This is a genomic window from Ruegeria sp. HKCCD7296, assembly GCF_013110775.1.
Classification (GTDB): domain Bacteria; phylum Pseudomonadota; class Alphaproteobacteria; order Rhodobacterales; family Rhodobacteraceae; genus Ruegeria.
Window position 1 is genome coordinate 110419 of the sequence record NZ_WVRF01000005.1, and the last position, 22453, is coordinate 132871.

A 22453-nucleotide genomic window follows, 5' to 3' on the forward strand; every position below is an offset into this window, starting at 1 on the left:
GCCCGTGCCCTCCGCCTGCGTTGATCTGGATCATTGCGCCAAGACATCCGCCGGGCAACCCTTCAATTGTCAATCTTGACAGGAGGATAGGATGTTCAAGGCAACCCTTGGTGCGCTGGTATTGTCGGTTTCAGTCATATCGTCTCAGGCCGCTTTGGCGCAGGACGCCAAGATCGGACAAGAACTTTACATGCACTATTGTGCAACCTGTCATGGGATTGATGCGACCGGGCAGGGGCCTATGGCCAGTGTGTTGGTCGTGCAGCCGACTGATTTGACCGATTTATCCGGCCAGGATGGTCTTTTCCCAACCGCCCGCGTAGTTGGCCGGATCGATGGACGGGACCCTTTGGTCAGCCACGGCAGCCCGATGCCGGTGTATGGCCCGTATTTTGATGGGCAGGACACATCGATGAAAACGCCGCAGGGACAGCCGATCCTGACAAGCCAGCCTATTGTGGATCTGGTGGCCTATCTGGAAACGCTTCAGGACTGACTGCAAATCCCGTCTACTTCGGCTTCGCTCCACGGCAAAAGAACCGCTCGTTCACGCCCTTTTTCCGGCAACGGAGACAGGTCGAAATGTGCGCCCAACATAGTGTGGAGCCTTGCTGTGCGTTCGGCCTGAGGGTCCAGCGCACGGCAGCAAACGTATTCTTCGACGATCGCGCCCTGCTGTTCGAAGCCGTAGGACAAAAAGTCAGGCGAGGTGTCCAGATCGAACAGATACGGATCCCGCCGCCCGCCATGCTCCGCCGCGGCCCGTAAAGGGTGATAGCCGGTGGTTGCGCGATTTTGCCATTGCCAGACATGGGTCAGTTCATGGGCCAGCAGCATCGCGGCAATCAGGTTCATCTGATCGGGGAAGTCGGTCATATAATCTTCCAGATACCAGTCGCGCGCAAAGTAGACCTTGTTGAAAAGGGCGACGGCAGCTGGTTTGCCTGTCACAAGCCCAGCTTCGACCGGCGGCAGAATAAGCTCGCGGCAAGCCTGACGTGGGCGTTCCTCTCGGAAATACGTCACCGGGGCGACCGGAGCCCCTTCGACCAGACGCACACTATCCAGGTTCAGTGTTTCTCCTTGGATGCTTTCTGCAAACACGCGCTCTGGCTCTGTCAGCGGACGACCGCAGGACGATAGAAACAAGAGAGAAACTAGAAATACGCGCAGAACCATACGTAGAATCCTAGTCTGCCGCGCCGGTTCCGCAAACCGTTTTCACAGGCTCATGGCCAGCACCCGGCTGATTTCGGTCAAGGACCGCCCGGATTGGTCCATCCATGTATTAAAAGCTTTCTGGACGGCCAACATCGCTTTCTTGGACGTGGCAGGTTTGTCGATCACGCCTTCGGCGATCAGCCGGGCGGTAACGTCCTGGGACAGAATAAAACTGTCACGTCCTATGAAACGCATCGCGTATTGCGCAGACGCACCGCCCAGTCGCGACCCGCGCTTGGCCAGCAGTGCCAGCAAGTTGATGTAATCTGCCGAGGGCCAGCCACCCAGTACTTTGCCCGCACCGCCTTCTTCGCGCAGTTCCATCAGAAACGCGGCATTGTCACGAACGGCTGCGATCTTGGTGCCGTTGCGAACGATTCGTTTGTCTTGCAGCAACGCATCGAATTTTTCGTCATCCATAAACGCGCATCGACCCACGTCGAACCCGTCAAATGCCACCTCGAAACCATCCCATTTGTTCTCGATGACCTTCCAGTTGAACCCGGCCTGAAAAACACATTTGGTTAACATGGCAAGCCAACGATCTTCGGGTATTGCTGCCAGTTCCTCAGGACTTTTGGGTTTGTGCAGCATGGCCTGCAAGGCATCCTGCCCGCCGTGCCGTGATGCTGAGATGTCGAAGATTTCGTCAAAGGTGCGCATTTGTTCAACCTCAAGTTTATGCTGAAAATGTTTATCTTTTGTTCCGGTTTTGCAATGGGGAATCAGTTCTTGCGCGTTGAATCGGTGGATAACGGGCTTTGACCTTGACGATGAAAAAACGGGCTTTTGCAAAGTATTTCTCGACAAACGGTCGAAATTTGGTTTTGATTGACTCGTCAGTCAATGTCCCGTGTGAAAAACAGGGGCATGGGACAGGTCGGGTTGAGCGCCGCAAGTGCGCTTAAGTGGAGCGAAAAAGAAAGAGTAGGGCGAAAGACTTTGCTTTTCACAATCGCCACACTTTCCTTTTCCGACAAAGTTTGTGCATGTTGCGACATGATGGTGTCGTCAAACAAGAGACCCGGCAGGAAGGTCCTAACCGGGTTCAGGAAAACAATTAAGACTGGGAGAAAGTCCATGAAGAAACTGAGTGTAAGCCTAATGGCTCTGAGCGTTGCAGGTGCGGCGCAGGCGGCGGACATGGGCGCTGTGGATGAGCCGATCAAACTGGCGATCAATGAATGGACCGGTCAGCATGTGACAACGCATGTGGCGGGTGAGATGCTCAAGGCAGCTGGGTACAACGTTGAATACGTGACCGCAGGCATGATGAACCAGTTCCAGGCGCTGGCCGATGGCGACATCGACGCGACACTGGAAATCTGGTCGTCCAACGTGTCAGACGAATATGCCAAGAAGATCGACGAAGGCACCGTGGTTGAAATCGGTGATTTGGGCTTGGATGCCAAAGAGGGCATTGCGTACCCGGCACACGTGGCGGATCTGTGCCCGGGCCTGCCCGCGTGGGAGGCACTGAAGGATTGTGCGCAGGTTTTCGCAACCGCTGAAACTCTGCCCGGTGGCCGTCTTGTCGACTATCCGGCCGATTGGGGCACACCCGGCGCAGACCGCATGACCGGCCTGGAACTGCCTTTTAAAGCCGTGCCTGCGGGGTCCGAGGGTGCCCTGATCGCCGAGCTGCGCGCCTCGACCGAGCGTAAATCACCGCTGCTGATCACCTTCTGGCAGCCGCATTGGGCGATGTCGGCCTACGACGTTCAGTTCGTCGACCTGCCTGCGGGAGAAGAGGCGTGCTTTAATGATCCGGCCTGGGGCCCGAATCCCAATGCAGTGAATGACTGCGATTTCTCGCCGTCTCGCATCTTCAAGGCCAGCTGGAGCGGTATGGAAGACAAGTGGCCCGCCGCTTATGAAATCCTGTCAAACTATCAACTGGCGGTCGAGGACCAGCAACCGATGATGGGTGCGATCGACGTTGATGGCGGTCAGGTCGAAGAAGTTGTTGCTGCGTGGATGGCCGAAAACGAAGGCAAGTGGCGTCCGGTTGTTGACGCAGCGACGCAGTGAGCACGTAAGTGACTGACGCGACTATGCCAGCCATTGCCTGCCAGAACCTCTGGCAGGTCTTTGGCCCCGGCGCTGAAAAGGCCCTGACCGACGCGCTGTCTCGGTCAGGGAATGACGCTGATAAGGCCGCCTCTGATCTGCGGGAAAACGGATTCATCCCGGCGGTGCAGGATGCCAATTTCGAGGTCAAAGAAGGCGAACTGTTCGTCATCATGGGCCTGTCAGGCTCGGGTAAATCCACGTTGATCCGTTGTATCTCGCAACTGTTGCCCGGCACGGGAGGCGAGATTCGGGTCGACGGCGCAAATGTCATTGGAGCCTCAAAGAAGGCCTTGACCGAGTTGCGCCGCAAAAAGCTGGGTATGGTGTTCCAGCACTTTGGCCTGTTCCCGCACATGACCGTTGCCGAAAACGTCGCTTATCCGCTGCGCGTGCAGGGCGTGAGCAAAAAGGAACGTCTGGCAAGGGCGCAGGAAGTCATCTCACTCGTCGGTCTGGAAGGGCGCGAAGACAGCTTTCCTCGCCAGCTTTCAGGTGGTCAGCGTCAGCGAGTAGGCATCGCGCGGTCCTTGGCCGTGAACCCCGATATCTGGTTTCTGGACGAGCCGTTTTCGGCCCTCGACCCGTTGATCCGTCGCCAACTGCAGGACGAATTTCTGCGCATTCAGGCGACATTGAAGAAGTCTATCGTCTTCATCACCCACGATATTCAAGAGGCGCTGAAACTCGCTGACCGCATCGCGATCATGCGCGACGGCAAGATCGTTCAGATCGGTACCCCAACTGATATCGTGCTGCGACCGGTTGATGATTATGTGCGCGAGTTTTCCAAGGACGTTGCCAAGGGTCAGCACGCCAAGGTCGCTTCAGTCATGCGGAGCGAGGCGGAATGTGGCCCGGACGATCCCGGCCTGACCACTTCGATGACGCTGGACGCGGCCCTTGCACATTGTATGGAACTGTACGAGCCCGTGCCGGTGCGGGATGCCAGCGGCAATGTCGTCGGCACGGTTCATCCCTCGGATCTGGCCGCCGCATTGCAGGTGGACGAAGCATGACCGCTGTCACTGATCTTCCGACGCAACACAGCGCGCACCTGACGGCGGGTGCGAAGGCTGCTTTGATCACGGTCATCGTCGGTGCGGTTTGCCTTGCGTTTGAGGGCATCGCCCCGTGGCTGGTCAAATGGCCTGCCGCGTGGGAACTGCCTGCAACCCAATGGGTTGGGGCATTTCTTGACTGGTTTCTCAACCTGATCAAACCGGCGATGCGGCTGTTCTCGGACATGATGACCTATCCAATGAACTGGGCGAATTTCGTGTTAGGCAATACGCCATGGCCCATTCTGATCGGGATTGTGACCGCGCTGGGCTGGTATCTGGGCGGAATGCCCATGGCCGCGTTGGGTTTTCTGGGGCTCAGTTTTGTACTGGCGTCGGGCTATTGGGCTGAGAGTATGAATACGCTGGCCCTTGTTGCCGTGTCGGTCCCGGTGGCACTTATTTTAGGGGGTGGTATCGGCATCCTTGCCAATGAAGTGCCGAAGGTTAAAACCTTTGTTCAAGCCGTTCTGGATGTGATGCAGACGGTGCCGACCTTTGCGTATCTGACACCGCTTTTGCTGCTGTTCGGCTTTGGGCCTGTTGTTGGCCTGATCGCCTCAGCCATCTATGCCGCGCCGCCTATGGCGCGCAATGTGATGCTGGGGTTGGAGCGGGTCGAGCCCGAGATCAAAGAAGCCGCCATCATGTCTGGTGGCACTCGGTTCCAGCAATTGTTTCAGGTCGAAATCCCTGCTGCCACAACGCAGATCATGGTCGGTGTGAACCAATGTCTGATGGCCGCCTTGTCGATGGTCATCATTGCCGCCGTTATCGGAGGTTTCAACGATATCGGCTGGGAGGTTCTGCTGACCATGCGCAAGGCGCAGTTCGGTGAATCGCTGATGGCTGGTCTGGTCATCGTGGTCTTTGCCGTGGTGATCGACCGGATGAGCGGCACGCTGGCAACCGAGCGCAAGCGCTATGACAGCCGCGTTGTCTGGGCCATGCTAGGCTTTGCTATTATCTTCACGGCCGCCTTCTGGGCGTGGCTGCCGAACCCGTCCGAACTGACCCTTCTGGACCCCATGGCCGAAGCCGTAGACAGCGGCCTGACGGCGTTTACGCAAAACAATGGCCCCTGGCTGGATGCGCTGAAGAACAATTCGCTGTTCTATGTGCTGCTGCCTTTGCGGATCGGGCTGGATCAGGCAGTTCTGCCTTTCACATGGGGCTTTCAGTGGACGGCGGGCATGAGCTACGGCCTGTTCGCCGTTGGTGCTGTGATTGCGCTGCTGATGGCGTGGCGTGGGCGGCTGACGGGCGGCCTGATCGTTTTGATCCTGATTGGTATGCTAGAAACCGGCATCGCGAACCTGCCATGGCCTTTTGTCTTGACCGGAGCAGCTGCTCTGGGCTGGGTTGCGGGCGGTTGGCGTCTCGCTGCGCTATGCGTGGGTCTGCTGTGCACCATTCTTGTTTCAGGTCTTTGGGAAAGGGCGCTTCTGTCGCTCTACCTCAGCGGTGCAGCAGTGTTTTCCTGCGCAGTCGTCGGCGGTCTGATCGGCCTTGCCAGCGCTGTTTGGGAGCCGGTTTGGAAAGTGGTTCGCCCGATCTGCGATATGCTGCAGACGATTCCATTGTTTGTGTTCCTGATCCCCGTGCTGATGGTGTTCCAGATCGGTGAGTTCTCGGCCTTTCTCGCAATCTGTGCCTACGCCATCGTCCCCATGATCCGCTATACGCGGCATGGGCTGGTCAACACGCCAGAGGAAATGATGGAGGCCGCTGTCTCCAGCGGTGCGACCGAGTGGCAGATCATGCGGGATGTGCGTGCACCTTATGCTGCACCGACCATACTGCTGGGGCTGAACCAAACCATCCTTTATGCCTTTGCGATGCTGGTCATCGCGGCGTTGATCGGGACCACCGGCTTGGGTCAGTCGATCTATCTGGCGCTGGGTCAGGCGGATGTCGGGCTGGGAATTTCGGCCGGGGCCGCGATGGCGATTCTGGCACTGATCGCAGACCGCATCGTGCAGGGCTTTGCCGAAGAACGCCGCGCGGCACTTGGCTTATAACACAGGGCAGGGGCGGCATGTCTGCCCCTGCGCAAAACTTGATTTCGGACAAGGAAGTCGCCGCCATCCTGATCTAGACCGATCCCAATACGTTCGGAGATCACCATGACCGGTTGGGTTCTATTTCTCGCAGCGCTTGTCACGTTCCTTCTCAGCCACGCAATTCCCGTGCGGCCGGCGGTGCGCAGGTGGCTAACCGGAACGCTGGGGCATCGCGGGTATTTTGCAGGGTATTCGATCCTGTCGCTGGCTGTGTTGGTCTGGCTGATCATTGCAGCCTCAAACGCACCTTATGTGGAGGTCATTCCACCGTTTCCAGTATTGCGCTGGGTGCCAGTACTGATCATGCCGGTCGTCTGTTGGCTGGCCCTTGCGGGGCTGGCCATTCAAAATCCGTTCTCGTTTGGCGGGCTAGGCAACCGGGCCTTTGACCCAGAGCAGCCCGGTATCCTGCGCACCACCCGCCACCCGGTCCTTGCCGCGTTGATGTTGTGGGCATTGGCACACTTGCTGGCCAATGGCAGCCTGTCGCACGTCATCCTGTTTGGCCTGTTTGCCGGTTTCGCAGCCATGGGCATGTCTTTGATCGACCGTCGCAAACTTAGCGAAATGGGGATTGAATGGGTCCGGTTGTCTCGAAAAACCGCGCGCTTTTCACTCCGTGCGCCGCGCCCTTGGCCACGTCCCTGGGTATGGATGACCGCACTTGCCGCCTATGCGGTTCTTCTTCACCTGCACGCTCCTGTGATCGGTCTGTCTCCGTTTCCGTAGCTGGGGGAGTGGTCGGATACACCTGAGCGTGCTATTTGAAATGTCGAAATGAAAAACAAGAGGTCCAAGATGAATCTGGCCTATGTCACCACCACCGATCGCGGCGCCACTGATCGCCTGTTAAGCGCTGTTGCAGAACACCTGCTGGCTTCGGGCGCGAAACTGGCGGGCGTTGTTCAGACCAACACCGAATGCGCGGACAGCAGCAAATGCGATATGGATGTGCGCGTGCTGCCAGAGGGTGAGACCATCCGCATTTCGCAATCTCTAGGAACACAGTCGCGCGGTTGCCGCCTGGACCCCGCAGCACTGGAACAGGCGGTTGGGTATGTGACTGCTTCGCTTGAAAAGGCACCCCAGTTGCTGATCATCAACAAATTCGGCAAGCACGAATCGGATGGCCGAGGATTCCGCCCTGTGATCGGCGAAGCATTGGCGATGGACATCCCGGTGCTGGTCGGCGTGAACGGGTTGAACGAAGAAAAGTTTCAGGCGTTCGCGGACGGCGCTGCGGAAGCCCTCCCGGCGGACCTAGATGCAATCGAGGCGTGGTTCAACAAGGTTTCAGAACTGCGCACGGCGGCAGAGTAAGGTAGTAAACCCCTAAAAACAGGGTAAAAAAGGCGCCGAAGCGCATTCAGCGCCTTTTTTCGATATTGCAGGGGCTTCAGCCCGCAAAAAACCAGACAGACTTGGACTGCGTCTTACAGGCGGTGATGCTGTCGCGGCTTCAATACCCCTCTGGAAACGAAAATGATCAAGGGCACCGGGAAGTGCTTCGCAACAGTGTAATCAGATCAAACGGTTGGTTCTTAAACCTTGGTTTTTTTCAACCGCGCACAACGCCAACCAACCCGATCACAGCGTGCCAAAAACACACTCTGCACATCTTCACGCTCAGTTGGAAAGATGGTGGGCGACCCTGGAATCGAACCAGGCGTGCGTCTCCGCGAGGGAGTTACAGTCCCCTGCCACACCTTGCGGCCTGTCGCCCACTGTCAGGCGTTGCACCTGACGTGGAGGCGTGATTACTAGCGCACCAAAGGAGCGTCAACAGGAAAATTTCGCTTTGGCGCAGGAAACCGAATTCTCGGCCCGGAGGCCCATAAAATGAAGAAACCCAAATGGGTCGTCGAAAAGGAACAGGCGCGCAAAGCCGCTGCGGCCGAAACCGTCTGGCTGTTCGGCTTGCATGCGGTGCGGGATGCTTTGATGAACCCAAATCGTCAGAAATTGCGCCTGATCGTGACACGTAACGCCCGTGAAAAGCTGGCGGAAGCCATTGAATTTGCTGGGATTGAAGCCGAGATGGTTGATCCACGCAAGTTCACCGCGCCTATTGATGCTGGTTCGGTTCACCAGGGTGCTGCGCTTGAGGTCAAGCCGTTGGATTGGGGCGGTCTGGCCGAAAACTGTATTGGACGGGAAAACCCAAGAGTCATTCTGCTGGACCGAGTGACTGATCCACATAACGTTGGGGCGATTCTGCGCTCAGCCGAAGTTTTGGGGGCCAGCGCTGTGATAGGTACGCGGCATCACTCTGCACCTGAAACAGGGGCGCTGGCCAAAACCGCCAGCGGTGCGCTGGAACGCCAACCATATTTGCGGGTGCGCAACCTTGCAGACGCGATCATCGAGCTTCAGGGCATGGGGTTTCTGGTTCTTGGACTGGACGGCGAAGCCGATATGACGATCGAAGGTGCGTTGGTCGAGGGGCATGATCGCCCCGTGGCGCTTGTGCTTGGTGCCGAAGGCCCGGGCTTGCGGCAGAAGACCAAAGAAACCGTCGATCAGTTGGTGAAAATTGACGCAGCAGGCGGGTTTGGGTCACTGAATGTCTCAAACGCGGCGGCAATCGCCTTATATGCATCTCGTTCCTGAGCAAAGGAGAGCGCCATTTCCGGTCCATCCAAAATCGCCACCTGCTGTTATTGCGGCACTCGTGCGGCCCTGGTCCTGAAGGGAAAAGAGCGGCATGAGCTTAGCTGTTCAAGCTGCGGTGCTCCGCTACATGATCTCAAGATGATTCCAAAGCGTAAGGCCGTGAAAGAAAAACAGGCGCGACCTGCCGTGTCTCATATGGTGCATTCAAGGGCAAAACGTAAAAAGAAGAAAAAGAGCGTGTTCTCACGTGTGTTTGACGAAGCCTGGGACGTGATTGAGGATATTTTCGACTAGGCGCCCTTGCGTTGAAACTCGATCACATCCTTGTCAACGGGGCTTCCGTTACCGCCGAAAACTTGCATGTTGATACCTCAAGACTCCAGATTCTGACGTGGCGATGCTGATCCAACGTTCCATCCTTGGCGCGCTAAGCGCTGTATTCCTTTCTTCTGCCGTTTCCGCGCAGGACAATCCCGTCTATTTCGCCACCGAAGGTGTGGCGATGGCCGGGTATGATCCCGTGACCTACTTCGAAGGCGCGACGCCCGTTATGGGTGCCCCGGAAAACGCTGTGATGTGGAAAGGGGCAAAATGGCATTTTTCATCTGCGGAAAACCGAGAGCGCTTTGAAAGCAACCCCCGGGCCTTTGCTCCGCAGTTTGGCGGGTATTGTTCTTACGCGATGGCCAAAGGGGTTCTGAAAAGCACCGATCCCAATGCGTGGCAGGTGGTCGATGGCCGCCTGTATCTGACGCACTCAAAGCAGATTGAGATGATGTGGCAGCAGGATAGGGCGGAATTCATTGAAATGGCAGAAGAAAACTGGCCGGTGATCTTGTACCACAACTAGGCAAGAATCAGCTAATTGTGAAAAGTCATCACAAAAATGCGCGCCCCCTCTTTTTTTTCACCAACTCATGCCTAAATGTCACAGTGACCGCGGAACGGAACTGCCGCGGGTCATTTCACTGTCCCTCGTTCCAACAACTGGCGCCCAAGCTGTCTTGGGCGCTTTTTTCTTTTGATAACCCTGTTAAGGATAGGGCATGTCAAATTATCCCGATCAGCACCTCAAAACCATTCTGCAACGCACCAAGACGGTTGCCGTTGTAGGAGTGTCGTTGAACCCTGTGCGACCCAGTTTCTACGTGGCGCGCTATCTAACCTTGAAGGGATTTGATGTGATCCCGGTCAATCCAGGCCATGCAGGCAAAGACCTATTCGGTCAGACAGTGCGAGGTAGTCTTTCGGACATAACCGAGCCCGTGGATATGGTGGATATTTTTCGGCGGTCCGAAGCTGTGCCGCCTATCGTTGACGAAGCTCTGGACGTTTTTCCCTCTCTCAGCACGATTTGGATGCAGATCGGGGTTGAACATGCCGAAGCGGAGGCAAAGGCCGAAGCACGGGGCGTTGACGTAGTGATGAACCGCTGTCCCAAGATCGAGTATCAGCGCCTGTTTGGCGAGCTGCGCATGGGCGGATTTTCGACCGGAATCATCTCGTCCAAACTTTAGGGCGTTGCTGGCTGATAGGGTTTCAGCCGGGCCACCTGTTCCTGTCGCCGCTTCTCTAGCACCACGTCGCGCGGCACCCATTCGTAACGGGTGTCCTCGACCAGCGGAGACCAGAACAACACCCCGCCATAGCGCCACGGGTCCAGTACGACACCGTCATACAACGATTCCCCCTTGCGGCTGATGATCGCTGTGGAGTGGTCGATTCTCAGCGGATTATCGGCATTGGCTATGGCGCGATGCATCTCAAGCGTTTGGAAATTTTCCTGCTTCAGACGACGCTCAATGTCCTCGGCCCAGTGCCAGCAGAGCCCGCGTGGGCGCACGCCTTTGTTGACCTTTGCGTTGTGGATCAATGGCGGGTCAGTGATCTGGTATTCATCGACCAGCTGTGCGGTGTAGGCGTAGGCAACCTGCGCCGCTCGTTGGGCTTCTTCGGGATCTATGTCAGGGCCCAAACTTTGAATTTCAGTTGCCAGGCGTTGAACCTGGTCCCCGGTCGAGGGCGGTGGCGCAGAGCAGCCCGCGACGATGGCAAGCGTTGCCACAAGCATCAAAACTCGGATCATGTCGCGCCCTCGGCTGCCAATCTGACGTCCAAGTATAGCGGTCCAAACAGCGACGCGGAACCCAGGTGTTACCTCTTAGGGCGGGAAGCCTTTTCCGCGATACCGCTGACGCCCTGACGACGTGCCAGTTCGGTCAGGACATCATCCAGTGCCACGTTCCGCGAGACCAGCATGACCAGAAGGTGATACAGAACATCAGCCGCCTCAGAGGTCAGCCTGGTTTTGTCATCCTTGACGGCCTCGATGATCGCCTCAACAGCTTCTTCGCCAAACTTCTCTGCACATTTCTCGGGACCTTTGGCCAGCAGCTTGGCTGTCCAACTGGAGTCCGGGTCTGCGTCTTTGCGGGCCTCAATCGTGAAGGCCAGATCGTGCAGGATGCTCATGTTAGCCTCATCGGAATGCCCGCAGCGGCCATGTGTTCCTTGGCTTCGCGGATGGTGTATTCGCCGAAATGAAAGATCGAGGCCGCCAGCACGGCGCTTGCGCCGCCTTTGGTGACACCTTCCACCAGATGGTCCAGATTGCCGACACCTCCGCTGGCGATCACCGGTACATTCACCGCGTCGGAAATGGCGCGGGTCAGGGGCAAGTTGAACCCGGCTTTTGTGCCGTCACGATCCATCGAGGTCAGAAGGATTTCTCCGGCCCCTTTGGCAACAACTGTTTTGGCAAAATCGACCGCATGAATACCGGTAGGCTTTCGCCCACCATGGGTGAAAATTTCCCACTTTCCGGGGCTGACGGTCTTGGCGTCTATGGCGCAAACGATGCATTGACTGCCAAACTGGTCAGCCGATTCCGCGATCACGTTCGGGTTGGCGACGGCGGCCGAGTTGAAACTGACCTTGTCCGCCCCAGCCAGCAGCAGGGCGCGCACATCTTCCTTGGTGCGTACACCGCCACCCACTGTCAGTGGGACAAAGCACTGCTCAGCCGTGCGCTGCACCACATCAAACATCGTTCCGCGGTTTTCGTGGGTCGCATGGATGTCCAGAAAACATATCTCGTCAGCGCCGGCGGCGTCATAGGCCTTGGCCGATTCCACCGGGTCGCCCGCGTCGCGCAGGCCAACGAAATTCACGCCTTTGACCACGCGGCCATCGGCGACATCAAGACAGGGAATGATCCGGGTTTTCAGCATCTGGGTGTCCTTCGTTGCCGGACCTTTACCGGCAAAGCACCGCTGATGCCAGACTTGTGATTGTGATCCATCGTGAAGCCATGGAAATTAGGGGTGAAATTCATGAAAAGGATTATCGAGATGAAACATCTTCTTCTGGCTTCAATTCTAACATTCGGGGGCGCACTATCCGCCATGGCTGACGACATCATCAAAGTTCAAACAAGTAAATCCGTGGCTGAGGCGCTGGATGCGTTGGAAGAAGCAGTTGGCAATGCCGGGGCCACCGTGTTTGCGCGAATCGACCATGCGGCCGGAGCGGAAAAGGTCGGTACGCCCATTCCTGCCAATCAGGTGCTGATTTTCGGTAACCCTGCGCTGGGCACGCCAGCCATGCAGATCGACCCGCGTGCTGGGTTGTTCCTGCCGCTCAAGGTGCAAGCCTATGAGGACGCCAGCGGTCAGGTCTGGCTGGCCTATGAAGACCCCAAGGAAACGATGGATGAGCTGGATGAGGTCGAAAAGTCACCCGTCATCGAAAAGATGCGCGGCGCTTTGGCGAAACTGACTGCCGCTGCCGCGCAGTAGCTCAGTTAAGGGCGCGAATGGCCTCGGCCAGGTCAATCGCGCCATCATACAGCGCCCGACCCGAGATCGCGCCGTCCAGTTCGACACCACAGTCGCGCAGGGCGATCAGGTCTTCCAAAGAGCTGACGCCACCCGACGCAATCACGGGGATAGAAACCGCCTGAGCGAGGGCTGCTGTCGCCTCGATGTTCGGGCCCTGCATCGCGCCATCACGGTTGATGTCAGTATAGATGATTGCGGCCACGCCTGCGTCTTCGAAACTGCGGGCCAGATCGGTGACCTGCACGTCAGTCTCTTCGGCCCAGCCTTTAGTCGCCACCATACCGTTGCGCGCATCAATGCCCACAGCGACTTTGCCGGGAAAAGCTTTCGCCGCTTCGCGCACCAGATCAGGGTTTTCGACCGCAACTGTGCCCAAAATGACCCGCGCCAATCCCTTGCCGATCCATGTTTCGATCGTGGCCATGTCGCGGATACCGCCACCCAACTGAGCGGGCACGTCGCAGGCTTTCAGTATCGCCTCGACCGGGGCGGCGTTAACCGGTTCACCCGCAAACGCGCCGTTCAGATCGACCAGATGAAGCCACTCGCATCCCGCCTCGACAAAGGCGCGGGCCTGTGCGGCAGGGTCTTCATTGAACACGGTGGCCTTGTCCATTTCACCGCGCAGCAGGCGTACGGCATTGCCGTCTTTGAGGTCGATGGCGGGGTAGAGGATCATGTCGGGCGGCCCTATATCTTTGTTACACGCGCGGGATATCGCACAGGCAGGGCAGGGGATGCAACGCGACGCTGGGTCATTCTTGCCCGTCGGTCCTTGGCGGGTCAGACTGCCCTCAAAACAGGGAGAAAATCATGAAGAAATTTACGTTTGCAGCGGGTTTGTCGCTTCTTGCGACCAGTGCTTTGGCAGCAGATCCTGTTGACGGGCTATGGAAGACTGCGCCGGGTGACACGGGTGGTTACCTGCATGTCACGATTTCCGAATGCGGGAGCGCGATTTGCGGCACAATCGACAGCGCCTTTGATGCGGATGGGAACCAGCAGCTGGAATACGAAAATCTGGGTAAACAGATCATCTGGGACATGGTGCCCGAAGGTAGCGGCAGCTATGACAGCGGCAAGATCTGGGCCCCGGACCGCGACAAGACCTACAATTCGAAAATGTCGCTGGACGGGCAGAACAAGCTGACCGTCAAGGGTTGTGTGGCGGGTGGTTTGATCTGTCGCGGCCAAACCTGGACGCGCGTCCAGTAACCCTCAGGGGTTCCAGGTCAGGAAGTTGCCCAGCATACGCAGCCCAACGTCCTGACTTTTCTCGGGGTGGAACTGCATCCCAACCATCGTGTCGCGGCCAATCACGGCCGTGACCTCTTGCCCATAATCAACGTAAGCCAGCCGCTGTGCTGGGTCGCTCACACGAAAATGGTAGGAGTGGACGAAATACGTGTGATCACCGGATTTCACCCCATCGAACACTGGATGATCGCTTTCCAGGACCAGATCATTCCAGCCCATATGGGGGACTTTTAGGGCTGCATCCGAAGGCTCAATTCGGACAACATCACCTGCAACCCAGCCCAAACCATCGGTTTCGCTGTATTCATGGCCCTTGGTGGCCATCAGTTGCATCCCAACGCAGATGCCCAGAAACGGTCGTCCCTTTTGCTCGACTGCCTCGACCATCGCATCATAGATGCCTCTGTGTCCCCGCAGCTCGGCGGCACAGGCCGGAAAGGCCCCATCACCCGGCAACACCAAACGATCCGCACGCGCCACGACGTCTGCGTCCGAGGTCACAACAACCTCACCGGCATCCAATTCACGCGCCATGCGCTGAAAAGCCTTCTCGGCCGAGTGCAGATTGCCCGACTCATAATCAATGATCGCAGTCAACATGATACGGACCTGTTCTTCTTCTTGTTCCAAATACGGCGGGGTGAATTGGCCAAAGGCCAAGAAGGGCGGCGCCCCTTACCACCGCCTACAAAGCACCCTTGGTCGATGGAATCGCATCCGCCTTGCGTGGATCGGTTTCGACTGCATCACGCAAAGCGCGCGCGACAGCTTTGAAAGCCGCCTCGGCAATGTGATGGCTGTTGAAGCCGTGCAACTGGTCGATGTGCAGGGTGATGCCGCCATGTGTGCTGAGCGCCTGAAAAAACTCTCGCACAAGCTCTGTGTCGAACGTGCCGATCTTCTGCGTGGGCAAGTCTACATTCCAGATCAGGAACGGACGGCCCGACAAGTCCAGCGCGCAGCGCACTTGTGCGTCGTCCATAGGCAGATGACATTCGCCATAACGGCGGATGCCTTTCTTATCGCCCAGAGCCTGCGTCAGTGCCTGACCCAGCGCGATGCCGGTATCTTCGACCGTGTGATGGTCGTCGATGTGATAATCACCCTTGGCACTGATCGTCATGTCGATCAGCGAGTGGCGCGCCAGCTGATCCAGCATGTGGTCAAAGAAGCCAACACCGGTCTGGTTGTCATAGGTGCCGGTGCCATCCAGATTGACCTGAACCGTGATCTCGGTCTCGGCGGTCTTGCGGCTGATCGAAGCGCTGCGCATGGGCGAATTCCTTTTGCTACAGGCGCGCTTATAGACGGGGTTGGGCTGCCTTATCCAGACCATAGGTGGCATTCAGGCCAAACTGTTGCAGGGGATTGCACCCGGCTGTGCCCCGTGTCAGCTTGCAAGCAACACGAACCGATAGGGTCACACCATGTCCACCTGCGTTTTCATCCAGATCCGCTGCAAACCCGGCACCACTTATAAGGTGGCCGAAGAAATCGCCCTGCGCGAAATTCATTCCGAACTGTATTCCACCAGCGGCGAATATGACCTGCTTCTGAAGCTCTATATCCCCGAGACCGAGGATGTGGGCCACTTTATCAACGAACACTTGCTAGTGATCCCCAACATCGAACGATCCTTGACGACCATGACATTCAAAGCGTTCTAGCCCAGCTCGAACGTTGTCACGCCAAAGATTCGATCCAGATCGATGTCGGGTTGATGGTCGGAATACATCCGGGCGGTTTCAAACACTTTGTCCAGTCCAAGCGCGTCGGCCAAAGCGAAAGCTGATGCGTTGGGCTGTGGCATGTCCACAAAAACCTCATGCTCGTTATGGTCTTCGGGAATCGCCGTCAGCAGAGCTGCTAACAGTGCCCTTGCAATGTCGGTATTGTCTGCAAACAGCGGACCAACCTTGTATCCGGTGAGGCAAGGGCGCAGCGTTGCGTAGCCTTGGATTCTGCCATTGTCGGAATAGACCTTTGATACGTGATTGTAAGCGCTGAGCCAGCTTTCAAGGAACAGATCGCGTGCAGCGGGAAACATGTCGCGGTCATAGGCTTTCAATTCATCTGACGCACTGCTCAGATCCGCTACGCAATCATTCGAAGATGTACCCAGCTTCGCCAGCATCCGCGTTTTTGTTCCGGCAAATCGGTAGTTGTTATACGCGAAGGTAAAGCCGGATTTGCGATAATTTTCCTGCTGCTCGACAACGCCATCCAGACCCATGTTACGACTGCCGCAATGAGCAAGCGCATGTTGCGCTATCTCAAGCCCATGACCATGGTGCCGGAACTCGGGTTTAACGATGTAAAAGCCCAGAAACGCGAAATCGGCGTTGTAATTCACCGCCGAGACCGAGGAAATCATCTCTCCATCCAGAAATCCGCCCAGAAACCCGTCCGGGTCCGTTGGGCGAAAGCACTCGGCGTCGTGTACGCCGGGGTTCCATCCTTCGCGACCGGCCCAATCCACAGCGTGCTGGACTTCGGCAGCAGTGAGTGGGCGAATGATATAATCAGACATCGGGTAATCCTGCATTGCGTAATGCGACCAGAATGGCGCAACGCGCTGCAAAGAACCAGCATGTTCGGATCGGTTGGTATCTGGAGCGGGCGAGGCGATTCGAACGCCCGACCCTAACCTTGGCAAGGTTATGCTCTACCCCTGAGCTACGCCCGCATCAGATACATATGTGGTCCAAAGACCTCTCAATGGAGCGGGCGAGGCGATTCGAACGCCCGACCCTAACCTTGGCAAGGTTATGCTCTACCCCTGAGCTACGCCCGCGCCGTTGAGTGAGGAGGGATGTATAAATTCCCACGCGAGGCTGCAAGCGGAAAAACGCAAAAAAGAGGAAAAATCTTTCGACGGAAATCCGAGCCCAGCTCGTTGAAAATCTAGAGCGTGAAAAAATAAGAGGGGCTGAAGAATGAAAATGGCACGTATAGCTGATATGAAAATGGCGCTGTTGGCCGCGCTGATCATATTGACCACGATGCTATGCGCACGGGTTGAGGACAAGGTGGTCGAGGTCGACCCAGTCCTGATGCGCGCGCCACTGGTCGAAACGCTGGTGTTGGCGGGATAAACCCCGCCTACAGTCAGAGGGCCAGGACCAGATTCGCGATCGCGGTTACCAATATTGCTGTGAACGTCAGCCCCATTCCAAGCTGTCGCAGAATGACGATCTGCGGCGTTCTGCCAAAACCGTATGCGTGCAACAGACGCCCGGCCAACAGCATCAGGCCCAACACGTGTAACGTCAGGCTACCTGCGCCTTGCAACTCTACCATTGCGATCAGCAAAAGGCTGATGGGTGCGTATTCGGCGCAATTGGAATGCGTGCGTATCGCCTTGATCATAAGTTTGCTGCCGCCATCTCCGACCGAGATTTTGTCGCTACGGCGCTGTAGAATCACTTTGACGCTGAGCGCTACGTACAGGATTGCGATCAGGGCCGCGTAGATCGGTGTGATTGCAAGCATGGTCTGTCTCCGTTCCAGCATTGAAAAGGGCCGCACGGTTTCCCGCACGGCCCTTTGAACTTTAGCTGGTTCGACGGCTTATTCCAGTTCGACGAGCAGGTCTTTTGCGTCGATCTGGCCGCCTGGTTGCACGTGAACGGCTTTGACGGTTGCGTCGCGTTCGGCGTGGATGCCGGTTTCCATTTTCATCGCCTCTATGGTCAACAGCATGTCGCCTTCCTTGACCTCTTGTCCCGCAGTTACGGCAACCGTTGCCACGACCCCCGGCATTGGCGCGCCGACGTGATCGGGGTTGCCGGTTTCAGCCTTGGGCCGCGCCTGGGTGCTTGATGTGACCATCCGGTTCGGTACCCGGATGACACGGGGTTGGCCGTTCAGTTCAAAGAACACGCGGACTTCGCCGTTTTCATCGGTCTCGCCTATCGCCTGACAGCGGATCTCCAGCGTCTTGCCGGGGTCGATCTCAGCCGTGATCTCTTCGCCCGGCTCCATGCCGTAGAAGAAGGTGCGTGTAGGCAGAGTTCGGACAGGGCCATAGATCCGATGACGTCCCATGTAGTCCAGGAACACCTTGGGATACATCAGATAGCCGTTCAGGTCCTCGTCATCGACGTCTTTGCCTTCCAGCTGCTTGGACAGTTCGGCGCGGGTGGCTTCCAGATCAACCGCAGGCACGTCCTTGCCGGGGCGTTCTGTGTTGGGGGCTTCGTCCTTCAGCACCTTCTTGATGATGGTGTCGGGGAACCCACCCGGAGGCTGACCCAGATTGCCGCGCATCATGTCCACGACCGAGTCGGGGAAGGCGACGTCAGTTGCCGGGTCCTCGACCTGTTCGCGGGTCATGTTTTGGCTGACCATCATCAGCGCCATGTCGCCAACAACCTTGGATGAGGGTGTCACCTTTACGATGTCACCGAACATCTGGTTTACGTCGGCATACATCTGGGCGACCTCGTGCCAGCGCTCTTCCAGACCCAGGCTACGCGCCTGCGCCTTGAGGTTGGTGAACTGACCCCCGGGCATCTCGTGCAGATAGACCTCGGACGCCGGGGCCTGCAGGCTGGATTCGAAGGCCGCATACTGACCGCGAACCGCTTCGAAGTAGTCGCTGATCTCGCGGATTGCCTTGATGTCCAACCCGGTGTCGCGGTCGGTGTGGCGCAGGGCCTCGACCACGGTGCCCAGCGTTGCCTGTGACGTGTTGCCCGAGAAGCTGTCCATCGCGCAGTCCACGGCGTCCACACCCGCATCGGACGCGGCCAGAATGGTCGCGCTGGCGATACCGGCGGTGTCATGGGTGTGGAAATGGATCGGCAGGCCGACCTCTTCTTTCAGCGCGCGGATCAGGATCTTGGCCGAGGCCGGTTTCAACAGACCCGCCATGTCTTTCAGGCCAAGGATATGCGCACCTGCGTCGCGCAGCTCTTTCGCCATGCCGACATAATACTTCAGGTCGTACTTGGCCCGATCCGGGTCAAGGATGTCGCCCGTGTAGCAAACCGTGCCTTCGCAGATCTTGCCGTTCTCGACGACAGCGTCCATCGCCACACGCATGTTCTCAACCCAGTTCAGCGAGTCGAACACGCGGAAGACATCAATGTTCTTGGACGCCTGGCGTACGAATTCCTGCACCACGTTGTCGGGGTAGTTGGTGTAGCCGACCCCGTTTGCTCCACGCAGCAGCATCTGGGTCATCAGGTTCGGCATCGCTTCGCGCAGGTCGCGCAAACGCTGCCACGGGCATTCCTGCAGGAACCGATAGGCGACGTCGAACGTTGCGCCGCCCCAACATTCTACACTGAACAACTGCGGCAGGTTGGCCGCATAAGTCGGAGCAACCTTGATCATGTCGATCGACCGCATCCGGGTCGCCAGCAGTGACTGATGCCCGTCGCGCATGGTGGTGTCGGTGATCAGCAGTTGACGCTGCGCCTTCATCCAATCGGCCACGGCCTGCGGGCCCTTTTGCTCCAGCAGGTTGCGGGTGCCCATTTGTGGTTCGGCCTTTTGCGCGGGGGGTTTGGCCTCTTTCAAGTCGGCGCGCGGTTCGGGGCGATCCTTGGTCTCGGGGTGCCCGTTCACCGTAATGTCCGCGATATAGGTCAGAACCTTGGTGCCCCGGTCGCGGCGGCGCTTGAACGCGAACAGATCGGGTGTCGTGTCGATGAACTTGGTGGTGTATTCGTTCGACAGGAAGGTCGGGTGTTTCAGCAGGTTGATGACAAAGTCGATATTTGTGCTGACACCGCGAATGCGGAATTCACGCAGGGCGCGGTCCATGCGGGCAATCGCGGCCTCAGGCGTCGGGGCCTTGGCCGTCACCTTGGTCAGCAGCGAGTCGTAATACCGCGTGATCACCCCGCCCGCATAGGCGGTGCCGCCATCCAGACGAATGCCCATGCCGGTGGCTGAGCGATAGGCGGTGATGCGGCCATAGTCGGGGATGAAGTTGTTCTGTGGGTCTTCGGTCGTAATCCGGGTCTGCAGCGCATGGCCGTTCAGATGCACATCCGCCTGGCTGGCAGCGCCGGTGGCTTCGGCCAGGGTCTTGCCTTCAGCGATCAGAATCTGTGCTTGAACGATGTCGATACCGGTGACTTCCTCGGTGACAGTGTGTTCCACCTGCACGCGCGGGTTCACTTCGATGAAGTAGAACTTGCCGGTTTCCATATCCATCAGGAACTCGACAGTGCCCGCGCACTCATAGTTCACATGGGCGCAGATCTTGCGCCCCAGTTCACAGATCTCAGCGCGCTGCTCTTCGGACAGGTATGGGGCAGGGGCGCGTTCGACCACCTTCTGGTTGCGGCGCTGGACCGAGCAGTCACGCTCATAAAGGTGATAAATCTCACCATGCTTGTCGCCCAGTATCTGAACCTCGACGTGGCGGGCGCGGGTGATCATCTTTTCCAGATAGCCCTCACCATTGCCAAAGGCGGCTTCGGCCTCGCGACGGCCTTCCAGCACCTTTTCTTCCAATTCGTCCTCGGACTCGATCGGGCGCATACCCCGACCACCACCGCCCCAGCTGGCCTTGAGCATCAGCGGATAACCGATCTCGGCGGCGTCGGCCCGGATCGCGTCCATGTCATCACCCAACACTTCGGTTGCGGGGATGACCGGAACGCCAGCCTCAATCGCCACACGCCGCGCACTGGCTTTGTCTCCCAGGGCGCGCATGGTTTCGGCTTTGGGGCCAATAAAGGTGATCCCGTTCTGCACACAGGCATCCACGAAATCCGGGTTCTCGGACAGCAGGCCATAGCCCGGATGGATCGCGTCCGCGCCACACTCCTTGGCCACGCGGATAATCTCGTCAATGCTCAGATATGCAGCAACCGGGCCCATGCCTTCGCCAATGCGATAGGCCTCATCGGCCTTGAAACGATGCAGGCCAAGCTTGTCCTCTTCGGCAAAGACAGCAACAGTGCGTTTGCCCATCTCGTTCGCTGCGCGCATGACGCGAATGGCAATCTCGCCGCGGTTGGCGATCAGGATCTTGGTGAAGTCTGTCATATTAAGTCCCGGTCTTTATGTGTTTGGGCGTGTTATTGGGCGAACAATACGCGCAGGTATATCCGTTCTTCTGGGTAGAACCGGCATGTTACCGCTCGCAAACGCCCTTTGGCCGCTGTAGCCTTATACGCATGCCGCGCTGCAGCATCAAATTATTAACATCATCTCTCAATTTGAGACAGTGCCGCCAGACCCATCTGACCCATATTTGCGTGCAGATCCTGTCTCAGAACATCGATGACATGCGCGGGGCCGCAAGGGCCAAGTGCCGCCAACCCGTACAAAAAAGCGCGCCCAAGCATGACAAAATCGGCGCCTAGGGAAAGCGCGCGCAGTACATCCAGGCCACTTTCGATACCGCTGTCAAATATTAGCGGTAAATTGGTGGCGTCGCGAATAGCTGGAAGAGCTTCAATGCTGGCCGGGGCTGCGTCAAATTGGCGACCTCCGTGATTCGAGACCCACAGGGCGTCCACACCCACCCGTTCCAGTCTGTCAGAATCTTCGGGACGCAAGATGCCTTTGACCACAAAGCCTCCGTCCCAATGATCGCGCAGCCACGATACATAGTCCAACCCCGGTGATGTCCTCAACAGGTACCCAATATGGGCCGTCGGCGGCAGATCGCCCGGATCTTCGATATACTTGTCCAGAGTGCGCATATGCGGCACGCCATTGCGCAGCATACCCATGGCCCAAGCGGGCTTTGTCGCAATCTGTGCCAGCAAACGCGGCGTCAGCTTTGGTGGCTGCCTCAGGCCCGAGCGGGTTTGTCGTTCCCTGCGTGAGGCTACTGGGACATCCACAGTCAGCACAAGGGTTCGAAACCCGGCCTGATGCGCCCGACCCAACATATCCTTGCGAATGTCTGGGTCGCGCGGCGGGTAAAGCTGAAACCAGGCGTTTGGTCCCAGGTGTGGTGCCAGGTCCTCAGGGCTTTGGCTGGCCACGGTGGACAGCGCATATGGAATCCCTTCCTCCGCGGCTGCCTGAGCCAACAGGCGCTCCGCGTCGGGCCAGACCAACCCGGACATCCCGATCGGCGCTATTCCAAATGGCAAAGGGTAATCACAGCCCAGTAAGGTCCTCGATGTATCAAATTCCAGTTCGCCGTGCAGGATCGAGGGCGAAAGGCGGACGTCATCCAGCGCCTTTCGATTTCGTGTCAGAGTCGTTTCCGCCCCCGTACCGCTTTCGACATATTCCCATACGAAATGCGGCAGGCGGCGGCGCGCGTGACGTTTCAAATCCGGTATACCGGGAAAGGTGCTGTGCAGGTCCATGCGGATTGATCCGACCCGAAGCGTGATTCGGCAAGGGT

General features: G+C 57.6%; 26 protein-coding genes and 3 tRNA genes. 14 read left to right on the top strand and 15 right to left on the bottom strand.

Going from position 1 to position 22453, the window contains the following annotated elements; translation table 11 throughout:
• The first annotated feature begins 91 nt into the window (after positions 1–91).
• A complete protein-coding gene (locus GS632_RS09150; protein WP_171237226.1) occupies positions 92–496 on the top strand; it encodes a cytochrome c in 405 nt (134 codons plus the stop codon).
• On the opposite strand, the gene GS632_RS09155 is transcribed toward GS632_RS09150, so the two are convergent.
• Positions 487–1179: a hypothetical protein gene (locus GS632_RS09155; RefSeq protein WP_171237227.1), complete on the bottom strand. Its 693-nt coding sequence runs from the start codon at positions 1177–1179 to the stop codon at positions 487–489. The two genes, GS632_RS09150 and GS632_RS09155, sit on opposite strands and share 10 nt — an antisense overlap.
• A gap of 42 nt (positions 1180–1221) precedes the next feature.
• Positions 1222–1884: a DNA-3-methyladenine glycosylase I gene (locus GS632_RS09160; protein WP_171237228.1), complete on the bottom strand. Its 663-nt coding sequence runs from the start codon at positions 1882–1884 to the stop codon at positions 1222–1224.
• Positions 1885–2301: 417 nt separating this feature from the next.
• Between GS632_RS09160 and GS632_RS09165 the strand changes: the two genes are divergently transcribed.
• The 5 genes from GS632_RS09165 to GS632_RS09185 all read left to right on the top strand — a co-directional run bounded on the left by GS632_RS09165 (position 2302) and on the right by GS632_RS09185 (position 7735).
• Positions 2302–3252 (top strand): ABC transporter substrate-binding protein, encoded by a 951-nt coding sequence (locus tag GS632_RS09165; protein ID WP_171237229.1) that lies wholly within the window; start codon positions 2302–2304, stop codon positions 3250–3252.
• Positions 3253–3260: 8 nt separating this feature from the next.
• Positions 3261–4310: a betaine/proline/choline family ABC transporter ATP-binding protein gene (locus GS632_RS09170; RefSeq protein WP_171235499.1), complete on the top strand. Its 1050-nt coding sequence runs from the start codon at positions 3261–3263 to the stop codon at positions 4308–4310.
• Entirely contained in the window at positions 4307–6373 is a 2067-nt protein-coding gene (locus GS632_RS09175) for a proline/glycine betaine ABC transporter permease (RefSeq protein WP_171237230.1), read from the top strand. The genes GS632_RS09170 and GS632_RS09175 overlap by 4 nt, the downstream gene beginning before the upstream one ends.
• Before the next feature lie 105 nt (positions 6374–6478).
• Entirely contained in the window at positions 6479–7144 is a 666-nt protein-coding gene (locus GS632_RS09180) for an NnrU family protein (RefSeq protein ID WP_171237231.1), read from the top strand.
• Between the two features lie 69 nt (positions 7145–7213).
• Entirely contained in the window at positions 7214–7735 is a 522-nt protein-coding gene (locus GS632_RS09185) for a DUF2478 domain-containing protein (protein ID WP_171235502.1), read from the top strand.
• Between the two features lie 319 nt (positions 7736–8054).
• Here GS632_RS09185 and GS632_RS09190 read toward each other — a convergent pair.
• Positions 8055–8138: transfer RNA gene (locus tag GS632_RS09190), tRNA-Tyr, on the bottom strand.
• Between the two features lie 116 nt (positions 8139–8254).
• On the opposite strand from GS632_RS09190, the gene rlmB reads away from it, so the two are divergent.
• From rlmB to GS632_RS09210, 4 genes are all read left to right on the top strand, one after another.
• Positions 8255–9025, top strand: coding sequence for a 23S rRNA (guanosine(2251)-2'-O)-methyltransferase RlmB (gene rlmB / locus GS632_RS09195; protein ID WP_171721749.1), 771 nt, complete (start codon positions 8255–8257; stop codon positions 9023–9025).
• A gap of 15 nt (positions 9026–9040) precedes the next feature.
• The gene (locus GS632_RS09200; RefSeq protein WP_171176233.1) at positions 9041–9322 is read left to right on the top strand and encodes a hypothetical protein; all 282 of its coding nucleotides are present in this window, start codon (positions 9041–9043) and stop codon (positions 9320–9322) included.
• Positions 9323–9425: 103 nt separating this feature from the next.
• Complete coding sequence (locus GS632_RS09205) at positions 9426–9878, top strand: YHS domain-containing (seleno)protein (protein ID WP_174836676.1); 453 nt, start codon at positions 9426–9428, stop codon at positions 9876–9878.
• Between the two features lie 196 nt (positions 9879–10074).
• Positions 10075–10545 (top strand): CoA-binding protein, encoded by a 471-nt coding sequence (locus GS632_RS09210; RefSeq protein WP_171175380.1) that lies wholly within the window; start codon positions 10075–10077, stop codon positions 10543–10545.
• Here the strand turns inward: GS632_RS09210 and GS632_RS09215 are convergent.
• From GS632_RS09215 to hisF, 3 genes are all read right to left on the bottom strand, one after another.
• A complete protein-coding gene (locus tag GS632_RS09215) occupies positions 10542–11114 on the bottom strand; it encodes a hypothetical protein (RefSeq protein ID WP_171175378.1) in 573 nt (190 codons plus the stop codon). The two genes, GS632_RS09210 and GS632_RS09215, sit on opposite strands and share 4 nt — an antisense overlap.
• A gap of 68 nt (positions 11115–11182) precedes the next feature.
• The gene (locus GS632_RS09220) at positions 11183–11500 is read right to left on the bottom strand and encodes a phosphoribosyl-ATP diphosphatase (protein WP_171237232.1); all 318 of its coding nucleotides are present in this window, start codon (positions 11498–11500) and stop codon (positions 11183–11185) included.
• Positions 11497–12258: an imidazole glycerol phosphate synthase subunit HisF gene (hisF, locus tag GS632_RS09225; RefSeq protein ID WP_171721748.1), complete on the bottom strand. Its 762-nt coding sequence runs from the start codon at positions 12256–12258 to the stop codon at positions 11497–11499. Before hisF ends, GS632_RS09220 begins: the two co-directional genes overlap by 4 nt.
• Before the next feature lie 120 nt (positions 12259–12378).
• Here hisF and GS632_RS09230 point away from each other — a divergent pair, with 120 nt between their 5' ends.
• Positions 12379–12825, top strand: a complete 447-nt coding sequence (locus GS632_RS09230) for a DUF302 domain-containing protein (RefSeq protein ID WP_253284445.1) — start codon at positions 12379–12381, stop codon at positions 12823–12825.
• 1 nt (position 12826) lies between these two features.
• Here GS632_RS09230 and hisA read toward each other — a convergent pair whose 3' ends face one another.
• On the bottom strand, positions 12827–13546 hold the full coding sequence (gene hisA, locus GS632_RS09235; protein ID WP_171175372.1) for a 1-(5-phosphoribosyl)-5-[(5-phosphoribosylamino)methylideneamino]imidazole-4-carboxamide isomerase: 720 nt from the start codon (positions 13544–13546) through the stop codon (positions 12827–12829).
• Positions 13547–13680: 134 nt separating this feature from the next.
• Between hisA and GS632_RS09240 the strand changes: the two genes are divergently transcribed.
• Positions 13681–14082, top strand: a complete 402-nt coding sequence (locus tag GS632_RS09240; protein WP_171175370.1) for a DUF2147 domain-containing protein — start codon at positions 13681–13683, stop codon at positions 14080–14082.
• A gap of 3 nt (positions 14083–14085) precedes the next feature.
• On the opposite strand, the gene hisH is transcribed toward GS632_RS09240, so the two are convergent.
• Positions 14086–14724 carry an imidazole glycerol phosphate synthase subunit HisH gene (gene hisH, locus GS632_RS09245; protein ID WP_171175368.1) on the bottom strand — a complete coding sequence of 213 codons (639 nt, stop codon included), beginning with the start codon at positions 14722–14724 and terminating at the stop codon, positions 14086–14088.
• 85 nt (positions 14725–14809) lie between these two features.
• The gene (gene hisB / locus GS632_RS09250) at positions 14810–15397 is read right to left on the bottom strand and encodes an imidazoleglycerol-phosphate dehydratase HisB (RefSeq protein WP_171175366.1); all 588 of its coding nucleotides are present in this window, start codon (positions 15395–15397) and stop codon (positions 14810–14812) included.
• 154 nt (positions 15398–15551) lie between these two features.
• On the opposite strand from hisB, the gene GS632_RS09255 reads away from it, so the two are divergent.
• The gene (locus tag GS632_RS09255) at positions 15552–15791 is read left to right on the top strand and encodes an Lrp/AsnC family transcriptional regulator (RefSeq protein WP_050602861.1); all 240 of its coding nucleotides are present in this window, start codon (positions 15552–15554) and stop codon (positions 15789–15791) included.
• On the opposite strand, the gene GS632_RS09260 is transcribed toward GS632_RS09255, so the two are convergent.
• The 3 genes from GS632_RS09260 to GS632_RS09270 form a co-directional block, all read right to left on the bottom strand.
• A complete protein-coding gene (locus tag GS632_RS09260) occupies positions 15788–16654 on the bottom strand; it encodes a GNAT family N-acetyltransferase (RefSeq protein ID WP_216601737.1) in 867 nt (288 codons plus the stop codon). The two genes, GS632_RS09255 and GS632_RS09260, sit on opposite strands and share 4 nt — an antisense overlap.
• Before the next feature lie 81 nt (positions 16655–16735).
• Positions 16736–16810: transfer RNA gene (locus GS632_RS09265), tRNA-Gly, on the bottom strand.
• Between the two features lie 33 nt (positions 16811–16843).
• A tRNA-Gly gene (locus tag GS632_RS09270) sits at positions 16844–16918 on the bottom strand.
• 148 nt (positions 16919–17066) lie between these two features.
• On the opposite strand from GS632_RS09270, the gene GS632_RS09275 reads away from it, so the two are divergent.
• Positions 17067–17219 (top strand): hypothetical protein, encoded by a 153-nt coding sequence (locus GS632_RS09275; protein ID WP_171175362.1) that lies wholly within the window; start codon positions 17067–17069, stop codon positions 17217–17219.
• 13 nt (positions 17220–17232) lie between these two features.
• On the opposite strand, the gene GS632_RS09280 is transcribed toward GS632_RS09275, so the two are convergent.
• The 3 genes from GS632_RS09280 to GS632_RS09290 form a co-directional block, all read right to left on the bottom strand.
• Entirely contained in the window at positions 17233–17616 is a 384-nt protein-coding gene (locus GS632_RS09280) for an MAPEG family protein (RefSeq protein WP_171237235.1), read from the bottom strand.
• 78 nt (positions 17617–17694) lie between these two features.
• Positions 17695–21132: a pyruvate carboxylase gene (locus GS632_RS09285; protein WP_171721747.1), complete on the bottom strand. Its 3438-nt coding sequence runs from the start codon at positions 21130–21132 to the stop codon at positions 17695–17697.
• A 161-nt stretch (positions 21133–21293) separates the two neighbouring features.
• Positions 21294–22415, bottom strand: coding sequence for an alpha-hydroxy acid oxidase (locus GS632_RS09290; protein ID WP_171721746.1), 1122 nt, complete (start codon positions 22413–22415; stop codon positions 21294–21296).
• Positions 22416–22453: the final 38 nt, after the last annotated feature.